Origin of the sequence: Anaeropeptidivorans aminofermentans, assembly GCF_940670685.1 — a bacterium.
Classification (GTDB): domain Bacteria; phylum Bacillota; class Clostridia; order Lachnospirales; family UBA5962; genus Anaeropeptidivorans; species Anaeropeptidivorans aminofermentans.
Window position 1 is genome coordinate 3,076,019 of record NZ_OW711693.1, and the last position, 20,466, is coordinate 3,096,484.

Annotated in this window: 18 protein-coding genes; 1 reads left to right on the top strand and 17 read right to left on the bottom strand. The window is 38.6% G+C overall.

The features are described 5' to 3' along the window. Positions 1–164: 164 nt before the first annotated feature. The 5 genes from NBX03_RS12970 to NBX03_RS12990 form a co-directional block, all read right to left on the bottom strand. The gene (locus NBX03_RS12970) at positions 165–1,163 is read right to left on the bottom strand and encodes a hypothetical protein (RefSeq protein WP_250228187.1); all 999 of its coding nucleotides are present in this window, start codon (positions 1,161–1,163) and stop codon (positions 165–167) included. After that, positions 1,117–1,593: a hypothetical protein gene (locus NBX03_RS12975; protein WP_250228188.1), complete on the bottom strand. Its 477-nt coding sequence runs from the start codon at positions 1,591–1,593 to the stop codon at positions 1,117–1,119. The genes NBX03_RS12970 and NBX03_RS12975 overlap by 47 nt, the downstream gene beginning before the upstream one ends. Before the next feature lie 795 nt (positions 1,594–2,388). Then, positions 2,389–3,894: a lysine--tRNA ligase gene (lysS, locus tag NBX03_RS12980; RefSeq protein ID WP_250228190.1), complete on the bottom strand. Its 1,506-nt coding sequence runs from the start codon at positions 3,892–3,894 to the stop codon at positions 2,389–2,391. A gap of 25 nt (positions 3,895–3,919) precedes the next feature. Next, positions 3,920–4,399, bottom strand: coding sequence for a transcription elongation factor GreA (gene greA / locus NBX03_RS12985; protein WP_250228191.1), 480 nt, complete (start codon positions 4,397–4,399; stop codon positions 3,920–3,922). Positions 4,400–4,608: 209 nt separating this feature from the next. Further along, positions 4,609–5,571 carry a hypothetical protein gene (locus tag NBX03_RS12990; RefSeq protein ID WP_250228192.1) on the bottom strand — a complete coding sequence of 321 codons (963 nt, stop codon included), beginning with the start codon at positions 5,569–5,571 and terminating at the stop codon, positions 4,609–4,611. 213 nt (positions 5,572–5,784) lie between these two features. On the opposite strand from NBX03_RS12990, the gene NBX03_RS12995 reads away from it, so the two are divergent. After that, positions 5,785–6,291, top strand: coding sequence for a ClbS/DfsB family four-helix bundle protein (locus tag NBX03_RS12995; RefSeq protein ID WP_250228193.1), 507 nt, complete (start codon positions 5,785–5,787; stop codon positions 6,289–6,291). Between the two features lie 306 nt (positions 6,292–6,597). Here the strand turns inward: NBX03_RS12995 and dusB are convergent, their stop codons facing one another. The 12 genes from dusB to NBX03_RS13055 form a co-directional block, all read right to left on the bottom strand. Continuing rightward, complete coding sequence (gene dusB, locus NBX03_RS13000) at positions 6,598–7,551, bottom strand: tRNA dihydrouridine synthase DusB (protein WP_250230281.1); 954 nt, start codon at positions 7,549–7,551, stop codon at positions 6,598–6,600. A gap of 6 nt (positions 7,552–7,557) precedes the next feature. Then, the gene (locus tag NBX03_RS13005; protein ID WP_250228194.1) at positions 7,558–7,887 is read right to left on the bottom strand and encodes a DUF6145 family protein; all 330 of its coding nucleotides are present in this window, start codon (positions 7,885–7,887) and stop codon (positions 7,558–7,560) included. A 124-nt stretch (positions 7,888–8,011) separates the two neighbouring features. Next, positions 8,012–8,818: a biotin--[acetyl-CoA-carboxylase] ligase gene (locus NBX03_RS13010; RefSeq protein WP_250228195.1), complete on the bottom strand. Its 807-nt coding sequence runs from the start codon at positions 8,816–8,818 to the stop codon at positions 8,012–8,014. Beyond that, positions 8,815–9,966, bottom strand: a complete 1,152-nt coding sequence (locus NBX03_RS13015) for a class I SAM-dependent methyltransferase (protein WP_250228196.1) — start codon at positions 9,964–9,966, stop codon at positions 8,815–8,817. Before NBX03_RS13015 ends, NBX03_RS13010 begins: the two co-directional genes overlap by 4 nt. Continuing rightward, the gene (locus NBX03_RS13020; protein WP_250228197.1) at positions 9,966–10,481 is read right to left on the bottom strand and encodes a folate family ECF transporter S component; all 516 of its coding nucleotides are present in this window, start codon (positions 10,479–10,481) and stop codon (positions 9,966–9,968) included. Before NBX03_RS13020 ends, NBX03_RS13015 begins: the two co-directional genes overlap by 1 nt. A gap of 11 nt (positions 10,482–10,492) precedes the next feature. Next, positions 10,493–11,773, bottom strand: a complete 1,281-nt coding sequence (locus NBX03_RS13025) for a bifunctional folylpolyglutamate synthase/dihydrofolate synthase (protein WP_250228198.1) — start codon at positions 11,771–11,773, stop codon at positions 10,493–10,495. Positions 11,774–12,006: 233 nt separating this feature from the next. Further along, a complete protein-coding gene (locus tag NBX03_RS13030; protein ID WP_250228199.1) occupies positions 12,007–13,122 on the bottom strand; it encodes a HutD family protein in 1,116 nt (371 codons plus the stop codon). A 461-nt stretch (positions 13,123–13,583) separates the two neighbouring features. After that, complete coding sequence (locus NBX03_RS13035; protein ID WP_250228200.1) at positions 13,584–14,210, bottom strand: cyclodeaminase/cyclohydrolase family protein; 627 nt, start codon at positions 14,208–14,210, stop codon at positions 13,584–13,586. 54 nt (positions 14,211–14,264) lie between these two features. After that, the gene (locus NBX03_RS13040; RefSeq protein ID WP_250228202.1) at positions 14,265–15,935 is read right to left on the bottom strand and encodes a formate--tetrahydrofolate ligase; all 1,671 of its coding nucleotides are present in this window, start codon (positions 15,933–15,935) and stop codon (positions 14,265–14,267) included. A 21-nt stretch (positions 15,936–15,956) separates the two neighbouring features. Further along, positions 15,957–17,180, bottom strand: coding sequence for an imidazolonepropionase (gene hutI / locus NBX03_RS13045; RefSeq protein WP_250228203.1), 1,224 nt, complete (start codon positions 17,178–17,180; stop codon positions 15,957–15,959). Positions 17,181–17,807: 627 nt separating this feature from the next. After that, a complete protein-coding gene (locus NBX03_RS13050; RefSeq protein ID WP_334303382.1) occupies positions 17,808–19,802 on the bottom strand; it encodes a urocanate hydratase in 1,995 nt (664 codons plus the stop codon). Positions 19,803–19,931: 129 nt separating this feature from the next. Then, positions 19,932–20,459 carry a Fe-S-containing hydro-lyase gene (locus NBX03_RS13055; protein ID WP_250228205.1) on the bottom strand — a complete coding sequence of 176 codons (528 nt, stop codon included), beginning with the start codon at positions 20,457–20,459 and terminating at the stop codon, positions 19,932–19,934. Positions 20,460–20,466 lie beyond the last annotated feature (7 nt).

A 20,466-nucleotide genomic window follows, 5' to 3' on the forward strand; every position in this document is an offset into this window, starting at 1 on the left:
AGTAAGCTTAAAAATAATACATCACAAGTTTATAAAGCTTGTTATGGAAGCGTTTTTCATGGTTATCAAACATATTTTCAAGTTTAGTAACTATGTAGGACTTAAATATAGCACTTTTATATGTTTAAGCCCTTTATGAAAATATATTTTTATTGCTATTCATTTTATTCCGGCGGAAGCTCCTCTGCTTTATCCGTTTCCCGTTTTACTCTTCTTGCTCTTTTAGGTTTATAAGAACGATCTGAAATAACCTTCGGTATTACCTTCACATAATAATAATTTTCATCGTCTTCAAATTCTACCCGTTCGGCCCTTTCATAATCAAGAACACAATCGAAAAACCGTATTACAAGAACTAAACCGGCAGAAAGGATGCCAAAGAAGAATACCGATAAAATTCCCAGAGAAACTCCTGTGGCTATGGAAAAGAAAATAGATAAAATTATATTGAGAAGGGCGCCTGCTAAAACAGCAACTTCTTTTGAATAATTTATGCTGAGCCTTGCCGTAAAATACACCACAAAGAAGACAAGGGATAAAATAAATGCAGAAACAAGCCAGTCATGATTATTCTTTAAAACTTCAAAAAAATAGGATATTAATTCTGAAAACTCTATGATTTTATCCATTATTTCCATGTTGCCGGCTTCATAGCTTTTTGCCATATCGGAAATATAGGGAAAGAAATTCCATAGGAAAACCCCGATTACTATCGGTATAAAGCTTGAAAGCCCCATATAAAGCCCTGCAAAAAGGGGAACGGCATGAGGAAGCTTAAAATAATATCCAAGAATCATTGCAAGAATCAGGGCACTCTCCTTGCCGCCTATTCTTCCGTAAAAAAACAAAATAAGAAACAGCACAAGGCCCGATATGGCAGCAATCTCAAGGCTCTGAGAAAGACCTGCCATGATATATAAAATCATCAATACATAGCTCATGCTCATCGGCAATACCATAAAAGAAAAAGCAAGAAGCAAAATTAAGGGTATTGAAAGCGCACCTTTAAACAGAAAGGAAACTGCCGGTGCATAAAAACCAATCTTTCCTATAAGAGAATAGACAATGATTCCAAGAAGAAATTTAGCGGAAAATGTAACCATTCTTTCATATCTTTTAAAATAAAGTATTATCAGCTCTCGTATCTCCAATATTTGGTCCATGATAAAATAGTGAATCTCCTTCCGACAAGGAATTTTTCGCTTTTGCCTTCTCCTCTATTCTGTCAAGCTTTTTCAAAAGTACAAGCTGCTTTTTTATGCGAGCCTGACTTTCTCTATATTTTTTTGAAGCTGAAAAATATCCGATGACAGTATAAAGCAAAAGCATAGATATAATAAAGACTGCCACTTTATAGACCTCTGCATAATAATTAAGACTAAAAATGTCCTCTCCTTTAACAAAGACCATATCGAGAACATAAAGACCTATAAGAATCAAACAGCCTATAAATACAAAAAGCCTGGTCCAGAAATTGCTCCAATATATATAATCATGCTTGAAATACATATTTGCTTTACGGTCCTTTTCGCCGTAATTTTTTTCGTATATGGCAAGCTTTGCCATAATCCTTATTTTTTCAGGGTTAATCATATCCACCTGCCAAAACATAATTTAAAATTTATATGTAAAGCTTATACTAATTACATACATTTCCCTTCGGAAATGTATTCGTGAATAAAATCAAGCAAAGCTTGATTTATCTCTATTACATTATAGCCGTAGTTTCTGCTCTTACATTTCCCTTTAGGAAATGTATTCGTGAATAAAATCAAGCAGAGCTTGATTTTACCTCTGTTGCTTCTCAATCCTGCTTATCACTCTTACATTTCCCTTCGGAAATGTATTCGTGAATAAAATCAAGCAAAGCTTGATTTTACCTCTGTTGCTTCTCAATCCTGCTTATCACTCTTACATTTCCCTTCGGAAATGTATTCGTGAATAAAATCAAGCAAAGCTTGATTTTATTCACATTATACCACATTTGCATCTTTGAGCCAATAACTATCAGAATTTTAAGATTAACTTAAATAGATTCATTTGTGTTTAAGTCATTATATAGATATATTAACAGTATTTTTCTACCCTATACAAATTAATATTAAAAAAAGATTAAACCGTCCTCTTCCCTAAATTATCTAACTATAGTAAATTTAAAGTTAAACCGTAATAAAACCATATATTCATGTAGACTGAAAAATATATTGTTTCCGAGGGAAATCCGTGTTTTTAAGTGTTTAATCAATAGGTTTTTGTTGCTTCTTTATAAGAAATTTATTACATATTACTATAATCCATTTAGCCTTTAAGCACAAATATTTTTTACCGGAAGCCAAAACGGCTTATCCTTATGCATAAGGATAAGCCGTCTTTATTATAATGATATTTTTATTGCTCTACAGGTCTCATGGTTGGAAACAATATAATATCTCTTATGGAGCTTGCATTTGTAAGCAGCATCACAAGCCTGTCAATACCGATGCCTAAGCCTCCCATAGGCGGCATTCCGTATTCCATAGCCGTAAGGAAATCCTCGTCTATAAGAACGGCTTCGTCGTCCCCCTGCTCTCTCATTGCTTCCTGATGCTCAAAGCGCTTTCTCTGGTCAATGGGGTCGTTAAGCTCTGAATAAGCGTTTGCAATTTCTCTTCCCACAACGAAAAGCTCAAATCTTTCCGTATAATCCGGCTTATCCGGCTTTTTCTTTGTAAGGTGAGATATTTCGATAGGGTGGTCAATAATAAAGGTAGGCTGTATTAAATTCGCCTCGGCGTATTCTTCAAAGAAGAAGCTTACGATGTCACCCTTTCCGTGGCGGGGTTCAAACTCTATATGATGTTCCTTGGCAAGGGCTCTTGCTTCTTCCAAGGTTTCCACCTTATCAAAATCAATATTTGCATATTTCTTTATGGCATCTACCATAGTGAGCCTTTCAAAAGGCAAGGAGAAATCAATTTCATGATCTCCGTAAGGCACCTTAAGGGTTCCTAAAACCTCTTTGGCAACAGCTTTAATCATGGACTCCGTAAGCTCCATCATGCCGTTATAATCGGTATAAGCCTGATAAAGCTCAAGCATTGTAAATTCAGGATTATGCCTTGTGCTAAGGCCTTCGTTCCTGAAAACCCTGCCGATTTCATAAACCCTTTCAAAGCCTCCGGCTATAAGCCTCTTTAAAGGAAGCTCCAGGGCGATTCTCATATACATATCCATATCCAAGGCGTTATGATGGGTAATAAAAGGCCTTGCGGAAGCGCCTCCTGCAATGGTCTGTAAAACCGGGGTTTCAACCTCCATAAATTCCCTTCCGTCAAGGAAGCGTCTGATGGACCTGATGATATTTGTTCTCTTTATAAAGGTTTCTCTTACCTCAGGGTTTACGATAAGGTCTACATATCTCTGGCGGTATCTCATTTCCTGGTCTTTAAGGCCATGAAATTTTTCCGGAAGGATCTGCAAGCTTTTGGATAATAAGACTACCTCATGGGCCTTAACAGATATTTCACCCTTCTGGGTTTTGAAAACCTCGCCTCTGATGCCTAAAATGTCTCCGATGTCATATTTTTTAAATTCAGCATAGGCTTCTTCCCCTATTTCGTCTTTTCTTACATAGGACTGAATTCTGCCGTCCCTGTCTAAAATATCACAGAAGGAAGCCTTGCCCATAACTCTCTTTGTCATCATACGGCCGGCAATGCGAACTTCCTTGCCTTCATGGGCTTCAAAATTATTGTGAATATCCATAGAATGAATATCCTGATCATATTTTACATTTAAAAACGGGTCCTTGCCCTCACTTTGAAGCTGAAAAAGCTTTTCACGCCTGATTTTTAAAAGCTCGTTCATATCCTCCTGAACTTCCGGAGTGTTTTGATTGTTATCATCCTGCGTCATTTGTTATTACGCCCCTTTTCAAAAGTTAATTCCTGTTTATTTCAAGCACCTTATAATATACGATTCCGTCGGGAGCCTCAACCTCTGCTCTCTGTCCTACTGTTTTGCCTATAAGGGCAACGCCAAGAGGCGATTCGTTGGAAATAGAACCATTTTCAGGGTTTGCTTCCGTAGAACCTACTATAAAATAAACAACCTCTTCTTCAAATTCTTCATCATAAAGCCTTACTTTACAGCCGATATTGATATGGTCCGTATTGATATCTTCTTCGTCAATAACCTCAGCGTTTCTGAGCATCTTTTCAATAACTACAATACGTGCTTCTATTTCAGCCTGCTCTTCTTTGGCAGCGTCATATTCAGCATTTTCAGAAAGGTCGCCTTGGCCTCTTGCTTCTTTTATTTTTTCTGCAACTTCTTTACGCCTTACTACTTTAAGCTCTTGAAGTTCTTCTTCAAGCCTTTTAAGGCCGTCATAAGTTAAAACTGTCTTTTTTTCAGCCATATTATTCTCCCCTGTATCAATTAGTAAATAAATTAAAAGACATACAGCCGCCTAATTATATAAGCCCGGGCTAGTATGCCAAAGTATTATGGTTTCTGCATTGCTAATTATTATATAATACATAAAAAACAATGTCAATAAATTCGTATCCTTCCCTTTTCAGGCATTTTTCAGTAATGGCAGGCGGGCCATTCAAAAATTTATATGCCTTAACGGCCTGCCTTAATAAGATATTTTTTTAAATTAAATTTAGAAATCTCTGTATTGTTCCTATATAGATACTTTACCCCTGCGCCGCGAAGGTCTATATGGAATTCCCCTCTTCTTTCACTTAAGGCTCCGTATCCTTTCACAAGCCGTCTGAATAGAGGCTCTTTAAGATAAAGATAGGCTTCAAGACTGCATAAATCAATTACACAATCCTGAAACGACACTGTACATTTATTTACGGCAAATATGTCTTCTCTTTTAGAAATAAGGCCGCTGAATCTCTTTGCATTGATTGGCGGCTCTATGTATAAAAGCCCTCTTTTATACCCATAGTCAAAGCTTTTATCCTCCGAAGTATTTATTATGATATCGGCAGAAGAAAGATCTCCCTTTTCGAGAATCTGAATATAAAGCCCCGTATCGGAAAATATTGCCTCAACCTTCTGGCTAAACAAATGATGTATTTCCTTTGGCAATATAAGCGTAAGATAATTTACCTCGGGATATATGGCCCCAAGAGCCTTTTCCGTATAAAAATTATCGTCTCCTATAATGCATACGTCTGCATATTTAAGCTCAATCCCTGTATATCTTACAGCCTTCATAAAAACTTCTTTTAAAAGCAAAGTAAATGCCAAATCTCCTTTAGGCCTGAAAAAATCAAATTCCTCAATAAATTCAAAATCATCATTGAAATTTAAAACCCTCACACCGTCGTCATAGAGATTTTCAAGGGTCCTTAAAATAAGCTCCTGATTTTCATACTTTTCCGTTTCAATAATAGGCAGGCTTATATTATAACCCTGACAGTCGCCTATATACGCCTTTTCCATTAAATAGGGATTAAATTTTTTCACATACCATTTAAAAATATTCTCAGGAGCATGTCTTATGATTTCATGCTTAATAGGAATATCTTCTTTTCTTTTCACATACTGAACATTCGCAAAATAGCTTTCCATCTTAAGCACCCTCTTAATACTAACATACATTTTTAAATTTTATCGGCTCCACAGAAATTTATTTAAATAATGTAACCATTAAATTGCTGTAATACACATGTATTGAACAAAATAATTCTTAGAACAAATTCTTGTATTATTTCATTTTGTTGCTGTAAATATGACATAACATGTCTCTTTAATATGCTATTATATTTTGAAGGAGTTGATTTTATGCCAAGGCCAACAGATAAAAATGCCCTTTTGAAGGCGCAGCAAGAAGAATACAATAAACTTATTCATATGATAACCTCCCTTTCGGAAGCAGAACAGGAAGGAATTTTCCCCTTTGAAGACAGAGACAGAAATATTAGAGATGTTTTGACTCATCTTTATGAATGGCATCTGATGTTTTTAAGATGGTATGAAGAAGGAATGGCAGGAAAGACGCCGGAAATGCCCGCTCCGGGATATACCTGGAAAGAAACCCCCGCCCTTAACAAAGCCATCTGGGAAAAATATCAAAATACGTCCCTGAAGGAAGCAAAATCTTTGCTTGCAGGTACCCATGAAAAAATCACTGAAATAACAAATAGCCACACAAACGAGGAATTATTTGAAAAAAAGAATTATAAGTGGACGAAAACCTCTTCCTTAGGCTCTTATATCATCTCTGCAACCTCAAGCCATTATGACTGGGGACAGAAAAAAATTAAAAAGTATATTAAGGCAATGAAATAACACTATCCCCTGCCATTTATAGTGGCAGGGGATAGTGTTATTTCGTAATTTTATACACATTATTTGAAAACCCTCAGAACGGCAAAAATATGAATTTCTTCTAAAAGATAAAAAATCCTTTTATAGTAAATTTTTATAAAGAAGTAATAAACATCTATTTACAAGAGACTTAAAAATATGAGCTCCCCTTAAAACGGAATATTTCTGAGTCAAAGTGGATATACCGTTTTGCTGCTGTTTAGTTTTAAATTTACTATATTCGATCCTCGTAAAGTTTAGTGCTTCAAAATATGCAGTAATAAAGAATTATTTATACTTCTCAAAAAGCGCTTCTATCTCTTCATAACTTTTCATCTGATTTATGGCATTTCTTAAAGTAGAAGCCTCGGGCATATTTTTCACGTAATAGCCTAAATGCTTTCTCATTTCCCGTATACCGATGTGTTCTCCCTTATGCTCTATGGTCATTCTCGTATGAAAAAGGGCCATTTCTATCTTTTCATTGATGCTTGGCTTTGGAAGCTCTTCTCCCGTTTCAAGATAATGATTGATTTCTTTGAATATCCATGGATTTCCCTGGGCAGCCCTTCCTACCATAACGGCGTCGCAGCCTGTGAAGGAAAGCATTTCCTTCGCAGTTTTCCCGTCTGCAATATCACCGTTTCCTATGACAGGGATTTTCACCGCTTCTTTTACTTTTCTTATAATCTCCCAGTCGGCAGAGCCGCTGTAGAACTGCTCTCTTGTTCTGCCGTGGACAGCTATGGCAGAAGCGCCGTTTTCTTCGATTATTTTTGCTATTTCAACAGCATTTACACTGTTGTCGTCAAAGCCTTTTCTTATTTTTACAGTTACAGGCTTTGAGGAAGCCTTAGAAACACTTTTTACTATTTTGGCTATCTGATCAGGCTCTTGCATCAATGCAGAACCTTCGTTATTCTTTACGATTTTATTTGCAGGGCAGCCCATATTAATATCGATAACGGAAAGAGGAAATGCCGAAAGCTTTTCCGCCATTTTCCCCATAATTTCCTCGTCTCTTCCAAAAAGCTGAACCCCTGTATTTTTTTCAAAAGGGTGGGTATCCAGAAGAATTTCCGTATTTTTATTATTATAATTAAGCCCCTTGGCGCTTATCATTTCGCTATAGGTAAGGCCTGCCCCAAGCATAGCGCAAAGCCCTCTGAAGGACCTGTCAGTGATGCCTGCCATAGGCGCAAGAAATACCTTTCCTTCTACAGTCATATTTCCTATTTTTATACTCACTTAAATACGCTCTTTTCTGATAAAAACCTTATGCCAAAGTTCAAGGGAGGCTATGAACGCTTCTTTGTCTCTGATGAGCTTATCCACATCAAGCTTTGCCCCTATTTCGTCAAAATTATAGTCTGTTTCCATGGCTCTGGTTTCAAAATATATTTTGCCTTCGTCGCTGAAATTAATTGTAAATACACAGTGGAGCTTTTGAGCGAAAAAAACGCATAGCTCATGTATTTCATCAAGCACCTGAGTAGGAAGCTTGTTATATTCGGGATTTAAAAAATATTTTTTGCTGTAAACGGAAGCTCCGCCTATAACATTTTTACTTTTTTCCATGAAACACCTCAAATCTAAAACTAAGTAAACTTAGAAATGATATAAGAACTTACTTGTAAATCATTTTTAAGTGAGCGCCATCTCATAATGAATAAAGAAGTTTCTATCTTTATTCATTATGACCTTATAGATATCCGTAAAGCCCTCTTACAGATACTTCTCCTGCTGAAACGGAATATCTTTCTCCGCTTTTATCTTTTATAACAAGTTCTCCCGTATTCGTGACGGCTTCACAAAAGCCTGTTCTTTCAGTATTGCCGTCCACAAGCCGTACTTCCTTTCCGATATTAAGGCAAAGGTCTTCGTATTCTTCTATAAAAGGGGAAAAGCCGTCTTTTATATATCTGGGATAATAAATATTCATTTCCTCAATTACTTTTATGATGATTTCTTCTCTGGAAAAATGCCTTCTCATTTCGGAAAATAAGGAGCCGGCCTTCTTTTCAAGCTCTCCCTTGAAATTATTTGAATTTACGTTTATCCCGATACCTAAAATGCAGTAGCCAAGCTTATTGGCCTGTATACTGGTTTCCGCTAGGATTCCGCATATTTTTTTATTGTTCAGTACAATATCGTTAGGCCATTTTATATAAGCCGGCTCTCCTGATGCTTCTTTTATGGCTTTGCTTACGGCAAGGCCGCCGATTAAAGTAAGCCGCTGAGCCGTTAATATATCCGTATCAGGCTTTAAAATAATGCTCATGGCAATATCCGTATTGATTCCTGCTTCCCAGCTTCTGCCAAGCCTTCCCTTTCCCTTTGTCTGGGTATTTGAAAGGACAATTGTGCCCTCCGCTTCTGAATAAGCGATTTTCTTGGCATAATCGTTGGTAGAGCCCACTTCGTCAAGAATTATAATGCGGTTTCCTATGCTGCTGCTTTTTAGCCTATGAAACTCTTCCGGATTTAAAGACCTGATATAATTTATCATAAGTATTCCTCCAAAAGCTCAAAAAGTTTCGGCTTTACTTGAAACTGCTCTGCGGCGCTTAAATACTCTGAAAGCTTTTCTTCTTTCTTTATTCCTTTGGTTTTTACGGCCTTTATCATAATGTTTTTAGGCGTATGCGCGCTTTCTATAAACTCCATGATATTTACCTTATAACCCATGGCTTCAAGAAGAGCGCCCCTTAATCCGTCTGTAAGAATCGCAGAAAACCGTTCCTTCAATATGCCGTGCTTTAAAACAACGTTTAAACTTTCATTTGACACTTGATTAAAAAGCTCATGCTGGCAGCAGGGAACGGAAAGAATCACCTCTATTCCGCTTTTAACGCCATAGGCAAGGGCATAGTCCGTAGCCGTATCACAGGCATGAAGGGTAATCAGCATATGGGCTTTTTTAGGGGATTCATAGTCCATGATGTCTCCCCATATAAATTTAAGGCCGCTATAGCCGCATTTTTGGGCAAGGCCGTTGCAGAACTCTATAACGTCCTTTTTCAAATCAAGGCCTGTTATCTTTACATTTTTTTCACAAACCACGTTAAGATAATAATAAAGGGCAAAGGTAAGATAGGATTTTCCGCAGCCGAAATCCAGGATTTCAGCGCCTTCCGGTATTTTGTCGGCGGTGTCTTTTATAATTTCCAAAAATTTATTCAGCTGGCGGAACTTTTTCTGCTTATCTTTTAGGATATAGCCTTCCTTATTCATGATGCCAAGCTCAATCAGCATAGGAAGGGGCCGGCCTTCCTGCATAATATAGTTTTTTTCTTTATTGTGGCTTTGAACTTCATAAGACTTCCCCTTTAAGTCAAGGGGAAGTCTTTTAAAATTGTATTTTTTGTTCATAATAAGCTTAAAGCCTTCCTTTTGGGTATAAATATCCCACTGCTTATACCCCTCGGAAAGAATAAGCTTTATCTCTTCCATTGCTTCATCTTTTGAAAAGGTATTCACATGAGTGACTTTATTTTCAAAGTATCTTGAAAACTGCAATGCCCTTTCGCCTTTTATTTCTATGGCGGAAATATTGATTTTAAAATAAACATTGCTTTTTTTAAAGGGTGAAGATATGGAGGCTTTTAAAATTTCATCACTATAGGCCTTTTCAATTATAGAAATTATATTATCCATTAAACTATTCTCGCTTCATTGGGTTTAATTACATATTTCCAGAAGAAGAAAATCATTCCTGCTTCTATGGGAATCAGTAAAAGATTTTTTGTAACTCTTCCCGGAAGAAGAGCGATATACCCCTTATTAAGAATGATGGAAAGCCAGAAGGTTCCCATTACGATATTTACAAACACATTATTGATTACAACAGGGATAAGCGCACTTATGAAGCTGGGCGCCCTCCTGTAAGTAAAAAGGCCGTAAAGAGCCCCTGATAAAAATGCACTTAAAGTAAATCCGGGAAAAAATGGCCCCGTAGGAAAAAGGGTGGCTCCTATAATATCGCCTATGGCGGCAGCAATGCCTCCGGCTAAAGGCCCCAGAAGTATTGAACACATGGCTACAGGCAAAAAGCTAAAACCGATTCTTAAAAGCGGAGTGTTTATAGAAAGCATTCTTGCAAAAACAACCTGAAGAGCTATAAAAAGTGCTGCTAATACCATTTTCTTTGTTTTTGAGCTGCTGTTATTCATACTATAACCTCCTACACTAAATTAAAATAGTCCCTGATTTCTCCTATGTAGTAGAGAGAACCGAAGGCACATATAATTTTATTCTTGTCCACTTCCGCGGTTACGTAGTCAAGGGCTCCCTTAACCGTATCAAAGGAAATGACATTGTCATGGAACTTTTCAAGATAAGCTTTAAGATCATTTGCCTTTATTGCCCTGTAATAATCAGGGGCAACGGCAATAAACTTTTCCGCAATAGGAAAAAACGGTGAAAGCATATGTTCAAAATCCTTATCTGAAAGTATCCCCACTATGAATACAAACTTAGTATCCGGAAAATATTTTTTAAGGTTTTCCGCCAGATTATTCGCCCCTTGGACATTATGGGCGCCGTCTATTATAATTTCGGGATTTCTGAATACGATTTCAAACCTTCCGGGCCATTTGGTATTAAAAAGGCCGTTTCTTAAATTTTCATCAGTAATGTGAAAGCCCTTTTCCTTTAAAACCTCAATAGCCTTTACGGCAAGAGAGGCATTATATATCTGATGCTCCCCCAGAAGGCTTATCTGAAGGCCCTTATGCTCTTCAAAGTCAAAGGCCTGAGAAGTAGTATCGGAGCTTATGATATTAACATTTTCACTTAAAACCTTATAAAGCTTTGCATTTTTAATCTGGCATTCTTTAAGGAAAACTTCCATTACCTCATCAGACTGAGGATAAATTACAACGCTTCCGTTTTCTTTGATTATGCCGGCCTTTTTTTCTGCTATTTCAGTAATGGTGTTTCCTAAATACTGCTGATGGTCAAAGGCTATGGTCGTTATTACGCTTACAACAGAATCGTCTATTATGTTTGTAGAGTCAATAATTCCTCCAAGGCCTGTTTCAAGAACAACGATGTCACAATTATTTTCTGCATAGTGCATAAAGCCCATGGCCGTAATGATTTCAAATTCCGTAGGGTGGGAGCTTCCTTCGGAAACCATTACACCAATCATGTCTTTTATTTTAACGATATATTTTGCAATATCTTCTCCCGATATTTCCTCTTTATTTATGCGTATCCGCTCGTTAAACCGCTGGATAAACGGAGATATGAAAATGCCTGTTTTATATCCTGCTTCCATTAAAACTGTGCTTATATAGGCGGTTGTAGAGCCCTTTCCGTTGGTTCCGGCAATATGAACGTATTTTAATCCCTTCTGGGGATTCCCTAAAAGCTCCAGAAGTCTTTTTATCCTTTCAAGACCCATTTTGCTTCCAAACTTATAGGTATCTGTTATATACCCCATAGCCTCTTCGTAATTCATGTACTTTTCTCCTCAGTCAGTATTATACTTAATAAGTTTTACAGCAGCCTGCTTTAATAATGCAATATCAAGTTGCCGGCTTTTTCCGCAAATTACTGTAAGTACGTTTTATTATGAATTGCATCTATAGCAAAACAATGAATTAGCATAACAAAAATCGTATATTCTAAATGGCTTAAAATAGCGATTCTATATTTTAAGCCGTTTATAAAAAATAGGTTTTTGTTCCTACCTTAATCTTGTTTTGCTGTAATTTTAACAGCCACAGGTTCTGTACAGTCTCCAGATGCCGAAGGAACCGTAATCTTATAGCCTGCCGTCTGATTTTCCATATTTCCCAAAATGATATAGTCGTATTGATTTAATACTTCCGTATAGTCTTTATTTTCCGACTTTATTTTTATTTCCACATTATCTGTAAGAATAAAAAAGCTTAAATGGTCCTTTCCTGCATATTCGCCTTCAAAGCCGCTTTTTACAGGTTCAAGGCCCCCTGTAAGGCCTTCTCTAAGCATAAGGTTTAAATCACGGCATTTTCCGTAGCTTTCCGTATGCCATTCTCCTTTAAAATAATCAATACCGTATTTTTCAAGCGCCACAGTTCTCTGGCCCTCATGGGAAAGCTGCATTTCGCCGTCTATAAGCATAATATACCTGTCGAAGCCTGAAAGCCTTGTAAAATCGCTGCGGGAAAGCTCTACAATTGCTGTTGAGACCCTGAAATCAAAATCCCTATCCTGATAATGGCTTTCCTCAGGAGAAATAAAAAGCTCGTAAGTGCTTCCGCCCTTCCATTTAGCCTCTGCTACGTCGCCCTTTCTTATAACCTTATAACTGAACATTTTGTAAGCCGCCTCCGTTCTTTCTGATGGCCTAAAAAGCAAAGTGTTTAACAATACGGAAATTATGATTCCGATTATGGTATCTATGGTACGGTTTATAGAGTAATAGAGGGGGCTTGCCGCTTTTGAAGCATCGGTTAATATAATAATAAAAACAATACAGGATATTACAATGCTTTGTTTTATATTTAATATATTGGCAATATATATCAAAAATGTAAGCCCTAAAAAACAGCATGCCAAATAAGATACATAAGAGTATTCTAAAAGGCCAGAAACAATAATTGCGCTTGCAAAAATTCCGCCTAAAAGCGTTCCCTTTACCCTGTTCTTTCCTGCTGTAATAGACTTTTCCACACTGTCCTGCATGCATATAATGGCAGCCGTTGCCGCAAGGACTGCTCCGTCCCTTCCCATAAGGCTGTAAACAAAAAGGCATATGGTTGCAGCTATAGCCGTTTTCAATGTCCGATAGCCCGGGAGCGTAATGTTTTTAAAATTATACATTGATACCCTCTTTATCACATACTTTTATACTTTCTTTTTCAGCAATAGTATACTACTATAATTACCCTGTGGCAATTATAATATAGCTAACAAACCTGAAAACTTCTTTGTTAGTTACAAGAAGAAACTCACTTGAAAAATGATTTGCAATCCTCTGCTTGTATCATTTTTAAGTTTGTTTAGTATAAATAAACCTTAATAGCAGGCAAAAACTTACAAAGCTTTTTCTTCTTTTGTTTTATAGCCAATTTGCTTTTACTCTCAAATGAATATTGGACTTTAGATGGCTTAAAACAAGAAAAACAAATTGATACTGCTACTATTTCGTATTTATAGTAAATTTCTTATAAAGAAGTATAGTAGCCCTTATAAAATTAGTAAAAAGGCCGGCAACCGTATTTTAAAGGATACTGGTCGCCGGCCTTAAGTTCATACTAATGAATATGGATTAGTATATAAAACTATAAGGAGCTTTTTACCCGCTCGTAAATACTATCGGCTAAGGGAAGAGCCTCCGCCAAAAGAGCCTCGCCCTTTTCTTTATAATCGTTCACAAAGGCCTCGTCTTTTATGCCGCCTATATTGATTAAAACATTGAGCCATGCCGCCTGAATGGATGCCTTTAAATTAAGGGCGGCAACCCCTAAATCGCTTGATGCGCTTTTATTGGATTTGCCTACGATAGAATCTGTAACCTGGAGCGCCTCTGCACAAAACTCCATGATCTCATAAGGAACAACAGTACAGGCCTTTAAAGCCTCCTGCATAGCGTCTCTTCTTAATGCCTTTTCCTCGTCTGTGGTTCTCGGCATTTCAAAAACAGCGGACATCTGAGCAAAAATCTCAGTGTCTCTATTGATAGCGTCCAAAAACTTTATTCTAAGGTCTGTAGCTTTTTCATCGGCGGAATGAATAAGGTCTTCAAATTCCATATATTTTTCTTTTCCCTTTGATAAAGCAGCAACCATATTTGTAAGGGCGATACCCAAAGCTCCGTCAAGAGCGGCAACAGAACCGCCGCCAGGAGCGGGTGCGTCGGAAGCAAGTATTTCTGAAAATTTAACTAAATCGTTTTCTGTTAATCTCATTTTATCCTCCCAAACAGGCCTGATTCGCGTTTTCAGGCATTCTAAATATTGTTTTTAGAAAAGTCCTGATATAACGCCGTCATCATCAACATCAATCTTTTCTGCCGAAGGAACCTTTGGAAGGCCGGGCATAGTCATAATTTCTCCGGAGATGGCAACAATGAAGCCTGCGCCGGCAGATAAGCGAACCTGACGGATTGTAATTTCAAAATTTTCAGGAGCGCATAAAAGCTTCGCGTTATCGGAGAAGGAATACTGGGTTTTTGCAATACAAATAGGAAGATTGCCGTAGCCCAATTCTTCTATTTCTTTTATGGTCTTACTTGCAGGCGCAGTGTAAACTACATCCTTAGCGCCGTAAACTTTATTTGCAATTGCCTTTATTTTATCCTTTACAGAAAGCTCTGTATCGTATACGAAACTGAAGTTGCTTTCTTTTTCGGAAGCTTGAAGTATTTTTTCAGCAAGCTCAATACCGCCTTCGGAGCCTTTGGAGAATACCTCTGAAAGGGCTACTTCTGCGCCGTATGCCTTGCATTTATCTATAACAAACTGAAGTTCTTTTTCTGTATCTGTCGGGAAACGGTTCACTGCAACAACAGCAGGAAGGCCGTAAACCTTTGTAACGTTTTCAATGTGTCTTCTGAGGTTTTCAAAGCCTTTTTCTAAAACGTCAAGGTCTTCAACGCCCCAGTTTTCTTTTGTTGCGCCGCCGTGATGCTTAAGAGCCCTTACAGTTGCAACAATAACTACTGCAGAAGGTCTGATACCTGCTTTACGGCATTTAATATCTATAAATTTCTCTGCTCCAAGGTCGGCACCGAAACCTGCTTCTGTTACAACATAATCAGAAAGCTTCATAGCAAGTCTTGTAGCAACTACAGAGTTACAGCCGTGGGCAATGTTAGCGAAAGGACCGCCGTGGATAAATGCAGGCGTATGCTCAAGGGTCTGAACAAGGTTCGGATCAAAGGCATCTTTCAAAAGAGCAGCAAGAGCGCCGTGAGCGTTTAACTCGCCTGCCGTAACTGCCTTATTATCATAAGTGTAGGCAACCACCATTTTTGAAAGCTTGTCTTTCAAATCCTGAAGGCTTGTTGAAAGGCAGAATACAGCCATAATTTCAGAAGCAACGGTTATATCGAAGCCGTCTTCTCTCGGAACGCCGTTTGTTTTTCCGCTTAATCCGTCAACGATGAAACGAAGCTGACGGTCATTCATATCAATAGCCCTTTTCCATGCGATACGTCTTGGGTCTATATTAAGAGCGTTACCCTGATAAATATGATTATCAAGCATTGCAGCAAGAAGATTATTGGCAGCGCCTATGGCATGAAGGTCCCCTGTGAAATGAAGGTTAATATCCTCCATGGGAATAACCTGAGCATATCCGCCGCCGGCAGCTCCGCCTTTAACGCCGAATACAGGGCCTAAAGACGGCTCTCTTAAGCAAATAACTGTTCTTTTGCCTATTTTTTTAAGCGCATCGCCAAGACCTACGGTTGTGGTTGTTTTTCCTTCCCCTGCCGGAGTAGGGCTTATGGCCGTAACAAGGATTACCTTGGCATCGGGCCTGTCCTCATATTTTTTCAAAAGCCTGTGGTCAACCTTAGCTTTATACTTTCCGTAGTGGAAAAGGTTGTCGTCGGAAAGCCCCACACTTTCTGCTACCTTTTCAATTCTTAAAGGTTCCGATTCCTGAGCAATTTGAATATCTGTTTTCATAAATGAAAACCCCCTTCTTTATTATATAACTAAGCCTTTTTTTATAACGGTGTCCACGAGATTACTGCCATATCTGTAAAAAATATAGTTTAAGTCGGGAGCGTCCCATATTATAATATCGGCTTGTTTGCCTAATTCAATACTGCCTACTGAGCCTGCCCTGTCAATAGCCGATGCCGCATTCAAGGTTACGGCGCAGAGAGCCTCTTCGGGCGTAAGTTTGTACCTTAAGCATGCTAAATTCATAGCAAGCTGTAAATTAAGATTCGGGCTTGAACCCGGGTTAAAATCGCTGGCACAGGCAACAGCCATGCCTTCATCAATCATATGCCTTGCTCTTGCAAAGGGCTTATCCAGATAAAAGCTTGTAGCCGGAAGCAAAACGCCTATGGTTCCGCTTTTTGACATCAGCCTGATGCCTTCGTCGGTTGCAGCTATTAAATGTTCGGCAGACGCAGCCCCCAACCGGCCCGCAAGCTCACCGCCGCCGATAGGGTCTATTTCATCGGCATGTATTTTGAGCTTAAGGCCGTACTCTTTGGCCTTCAAAAGCATTTTCTCGGAGAGTCCAGGATCGAACACTCCTGTTTCACAAAAAACATCACAATATTCTGCAAGCTTTTCCCCCGCAACCACCGGAAGAACTTCATTGCATAAATAATCAACAAATTCTTCGCCTCTGCCTTTATATTCGGGGCTAACTGCATGGGCCCCCATAAAGGTAGAAACAAAATCTATAGGAAGCTCCTCTTGAAGCTTTTGAACTACTTTCAGCTGCTTAAGCTCTGTTTCAAGCTCAAGGCCATAGCCGCTTTTTGCTTCTATGGTTGTTGTGCCGTAGCGAAGCATTGTAAGAGAAAGCTTTTTTGCTTTTTCGTATAATTCGTCAAAGGTAGCCTTTCTGGTGGCTTCCACTGTAGATAAGATGCCCCCGCCTGCCTTTAATATATCAAGATAAGGAACACCTTTCAGCTTAAGTTCCATTTCATGCTGTCTCCACCCGCCGAAAACAAGATGGGTATGGCAGTCTACAAGGCCGGGGGTAACAAGAGAGCCTTTTGCGTCAATAACTTCCTTAGCTGCCGGCGCTTCCTCAATATCCCCTATATAAGATATTTTACCAAAAGTAATACCAATTGCAACATTTTTTTTAATTCCTATATCTCCTTGCTCTTTGCCCCTTTTCGGGCCGTTTCCTTCAGGAGTTGCAAGGATACCTATGTTTTTTATCAAAAGGTCCGTCATTTGATTCTCCCTTCAATCAATAGGCTATCTAAAGCAAATGAAAAATATTAAGTTATTTTGGATATTTATACCGAACATTGAATAAAATTCAGATTGCATTTCTATTTTTAGCAAAAAAAGATTTAAGGCAGGATAAAAGCCTATTTTTCATAAACGCCTTAAACTATAGAATCGCTATTTTAAGCCATTCAAAATATACGGTTTTTATCATACTAATTCATTGTTTTGCTGTAAACCATCAAGGTAATATGCTGTTTAGACTGTATTTGAATATTTAAAGAAAAACGTGTTTATATTAGAATGTCAAGAATACTGCTTTGTATCAAATTTTTTTATAAGTTTATATCATACTGAGCCTTAACCATTATATACAAATATGCAGAAAAAGTAAATTCTTAAAATTATTTAAGGCTATCGTAAATTTCTCATAAAGAAGGAATAAAAGCCTATTCACTAAAAACTCAAAAATGGATTTCCGCAGAAAACGGTACATATTTGCGTCTAGGTGAATATAGAACTCTGTTACTGTTTAATTTTAAATTTACTATAATTGTCTTGTATAAAGAAATTATCTTTTCAGATATACCATAGGGACTTTTAATAAAAGCCCCCATGGTAGTTAAAATATTATTTAAATGCCTCGTCAACCGTTTTATTGATTAATTCGTCTTCCGGAATGAAAGGAAGCGTAATATGGCCTTCGCCCTTATATTTTTCATTGTATAAAAGAGCTGTGGAAACGGAGTTTTCATTTCTTGCCCAGCTTCTTCTTGCGATACCGCCCATAACGTCCCACATTAAAGAAGACTTAATGATATCGTCTACTCTCTTGGAGCCGTCAAGGACGAGGCCGAATCCGCCGTTTATGGATTTTCCGATGCCTACGCCGCCGCCGTTATGAAGGGCAATTAAACTCATGCCTCTTGCGGCATTTCCCGCAAAGCAGTGGGTCGCCATGTCGGCCATAATATTGCTTCCGTCTTTAATATTTGAGGTTTCTCTGAAAGGAGAATCTGTTCCGCTTACGTCGTGATGGTCCCTTCCCAGCATAACCGGGCCTATTTCTCCTTTTCTTACCATTTCATTAAATTTAAGGGCTATTTTTACTCTGCCCTCTGCGTCCTGATATAATATTCTTGCCTGAGAGCCTACTACAAGCTTATTTTTCTTTGCGTCTTTAACCCAGATATAATTATCCCTGTCCTGACCTCTTCTGTTGGGGTCAATGCATTCGGCAGCGGCAAAGTCGGTTTTATCAAGGTCTTCAGGGTCATTGGAAAGGCATACCCATCTAAAGGGGCCATAGCCATAGTCAAAAAGCTCAGGGCCTAAAATATCTTCCACATAAGAAGGGAATATGAAGCCGTCTTTTTCATCTACGCCGTTTTTGGAAATTTCCTTTGCGCCGGCATCGTAAACGGCTTTCAGGAAGGAGTTTCCGTAGTCGAAAAAGTAGGAGCCTCTTTCGTGAAGTATCTTTATAAGATTAATATGCTTAATCAAAGTTTCATTTACAAGTTTTGTAAACTTCTCCCTGTCTTTGGCAAGAAGCTCTGTTCTTTCTTCAAAGGTGATTCCTTGAGGGCAGTAACCGCCGTCATAAGTATTGTGGCAGGAAGTCTGGTCGCTTATAAGGTCGAGATGAATATGATGATCTACAGCATATTGAAGAAGGTCTACGATATTTCCGTGGTAAGCGATGGATATGGGTTCTTTTTTAGCTTTATATTCATCGGCAGTCTTAAATACCTCCGGAAGGTCCTTGCATACGATGGATACCCAGCCCTGCGAATGGCGGGTTTCTATTCTCGAATAGTCAACTTCTGCAATAATGCCTATGGCTCCTGCGATTTCCGCAGCTTTCGGCTGAGCGCCGCTCATACCGCCAAGGCCGCTTGACACGAATATTTTACCCTTTAAATCCTCGTCATGGCCAAGGCCTAAAACAAGCCTTCCCGCATTTAAAAGGGTATTGAAAGTACCGTGAACAATGCCCTGAGGGCCTATATACATCCAGCCGCCGGCTGTCATCTGGCCGTAGTTTGCTACACCCATCTGCTCGGCAATTTCCCAGTCCTTAATATTATCGAACATACCCACCATAAGGGAGTTTGTTATGATGACTCTCGGCGCTTCAGGCCTTGAAGGGAAAAGCCCCATAGGGTGGCCTGACGCAATCACAAGGGTCTGGTCTCTTGTAAGCACCTCAAGATATTGCACAATAAGCCTGTACTGAAGCCAATTCTGGCACACCTGACCTGTTTCTCCGTAGGTTACAAGCTCATAGGGATAAAGAGCAACCTCAAAATCAAGGTTATTGTCTATCATCAGCTGAAAGGCCTTGCCTTCTATGCAGCTGCCTTTATATTCATCTATGGGCTTTGCATATAATCTGCCTTCCGGACGGTAGCGGTAGGCATAAATACGGCCGTAGGTTTTTAATTCTTCCATAAATTCGGGAGCAAGCTTTTCGTGAAGTTCCTCGGGAACATACCTTAAAGCATTTTTAAGGGCAGTTTTAGTCTGCTCCTTGGTAAGCCTGAATCCTCTGTCGGGGGCCCTTCTTATGCCCTTTACAAATTCAGGATATTCGGGAAGCTCAGTTGAAAGCTTGATTTCCATAGCCTTACTGATATCAATATTATTTACCAAAAAAATCCCACCTTTATATTATCATTAATATTAAAGCATATTCTTTACCCTCTTATGTAAAAACCTCGTATGATTATTTAATATTAAGGAATCTGTTTCCTAATATACGCTTTTGCCTTCCGAATCAACCGCAACGATTACGGGAAGCTTTTCTACATAAAGCTTTCTTATGGCCTCTGTTCCCAAATCTTCAAATGCGATGATTTCAACGGATTTTACACATTTGCTCATAAGGGCGGCTGCACCGCCGATAGCCGCAAAATAGATGCCGGTATGGTCTTTGATGGCTTTTATTACCTTATCGTCTCTAAAGCCTTTTCCAATCATTACTTTAAGGCCTTTTTCTATAAGCCTTGGAGAATACGCATCCATTCTTCCGCTGGTGGTAGGGCCTACAGAGCCTATAACGTAGCCCGGCTTATTGGGGCAGGGGCCTGCGTAATAAATTACCTGACCTGAAAATTCAAAGGGCATTTCTTCCCCTTTGTCAAGCATTTCGCACATTCTCTTATGGGCGGCGTCTCTTCCCGTATAGATATAGCCTGTAATATAGGCCATGTCGCCAGCCTTTAAGGGCTTTATCATCTCATCTGTAAAAGGTGTGTTTAATATAATTTCGCTATTCATGTGATCT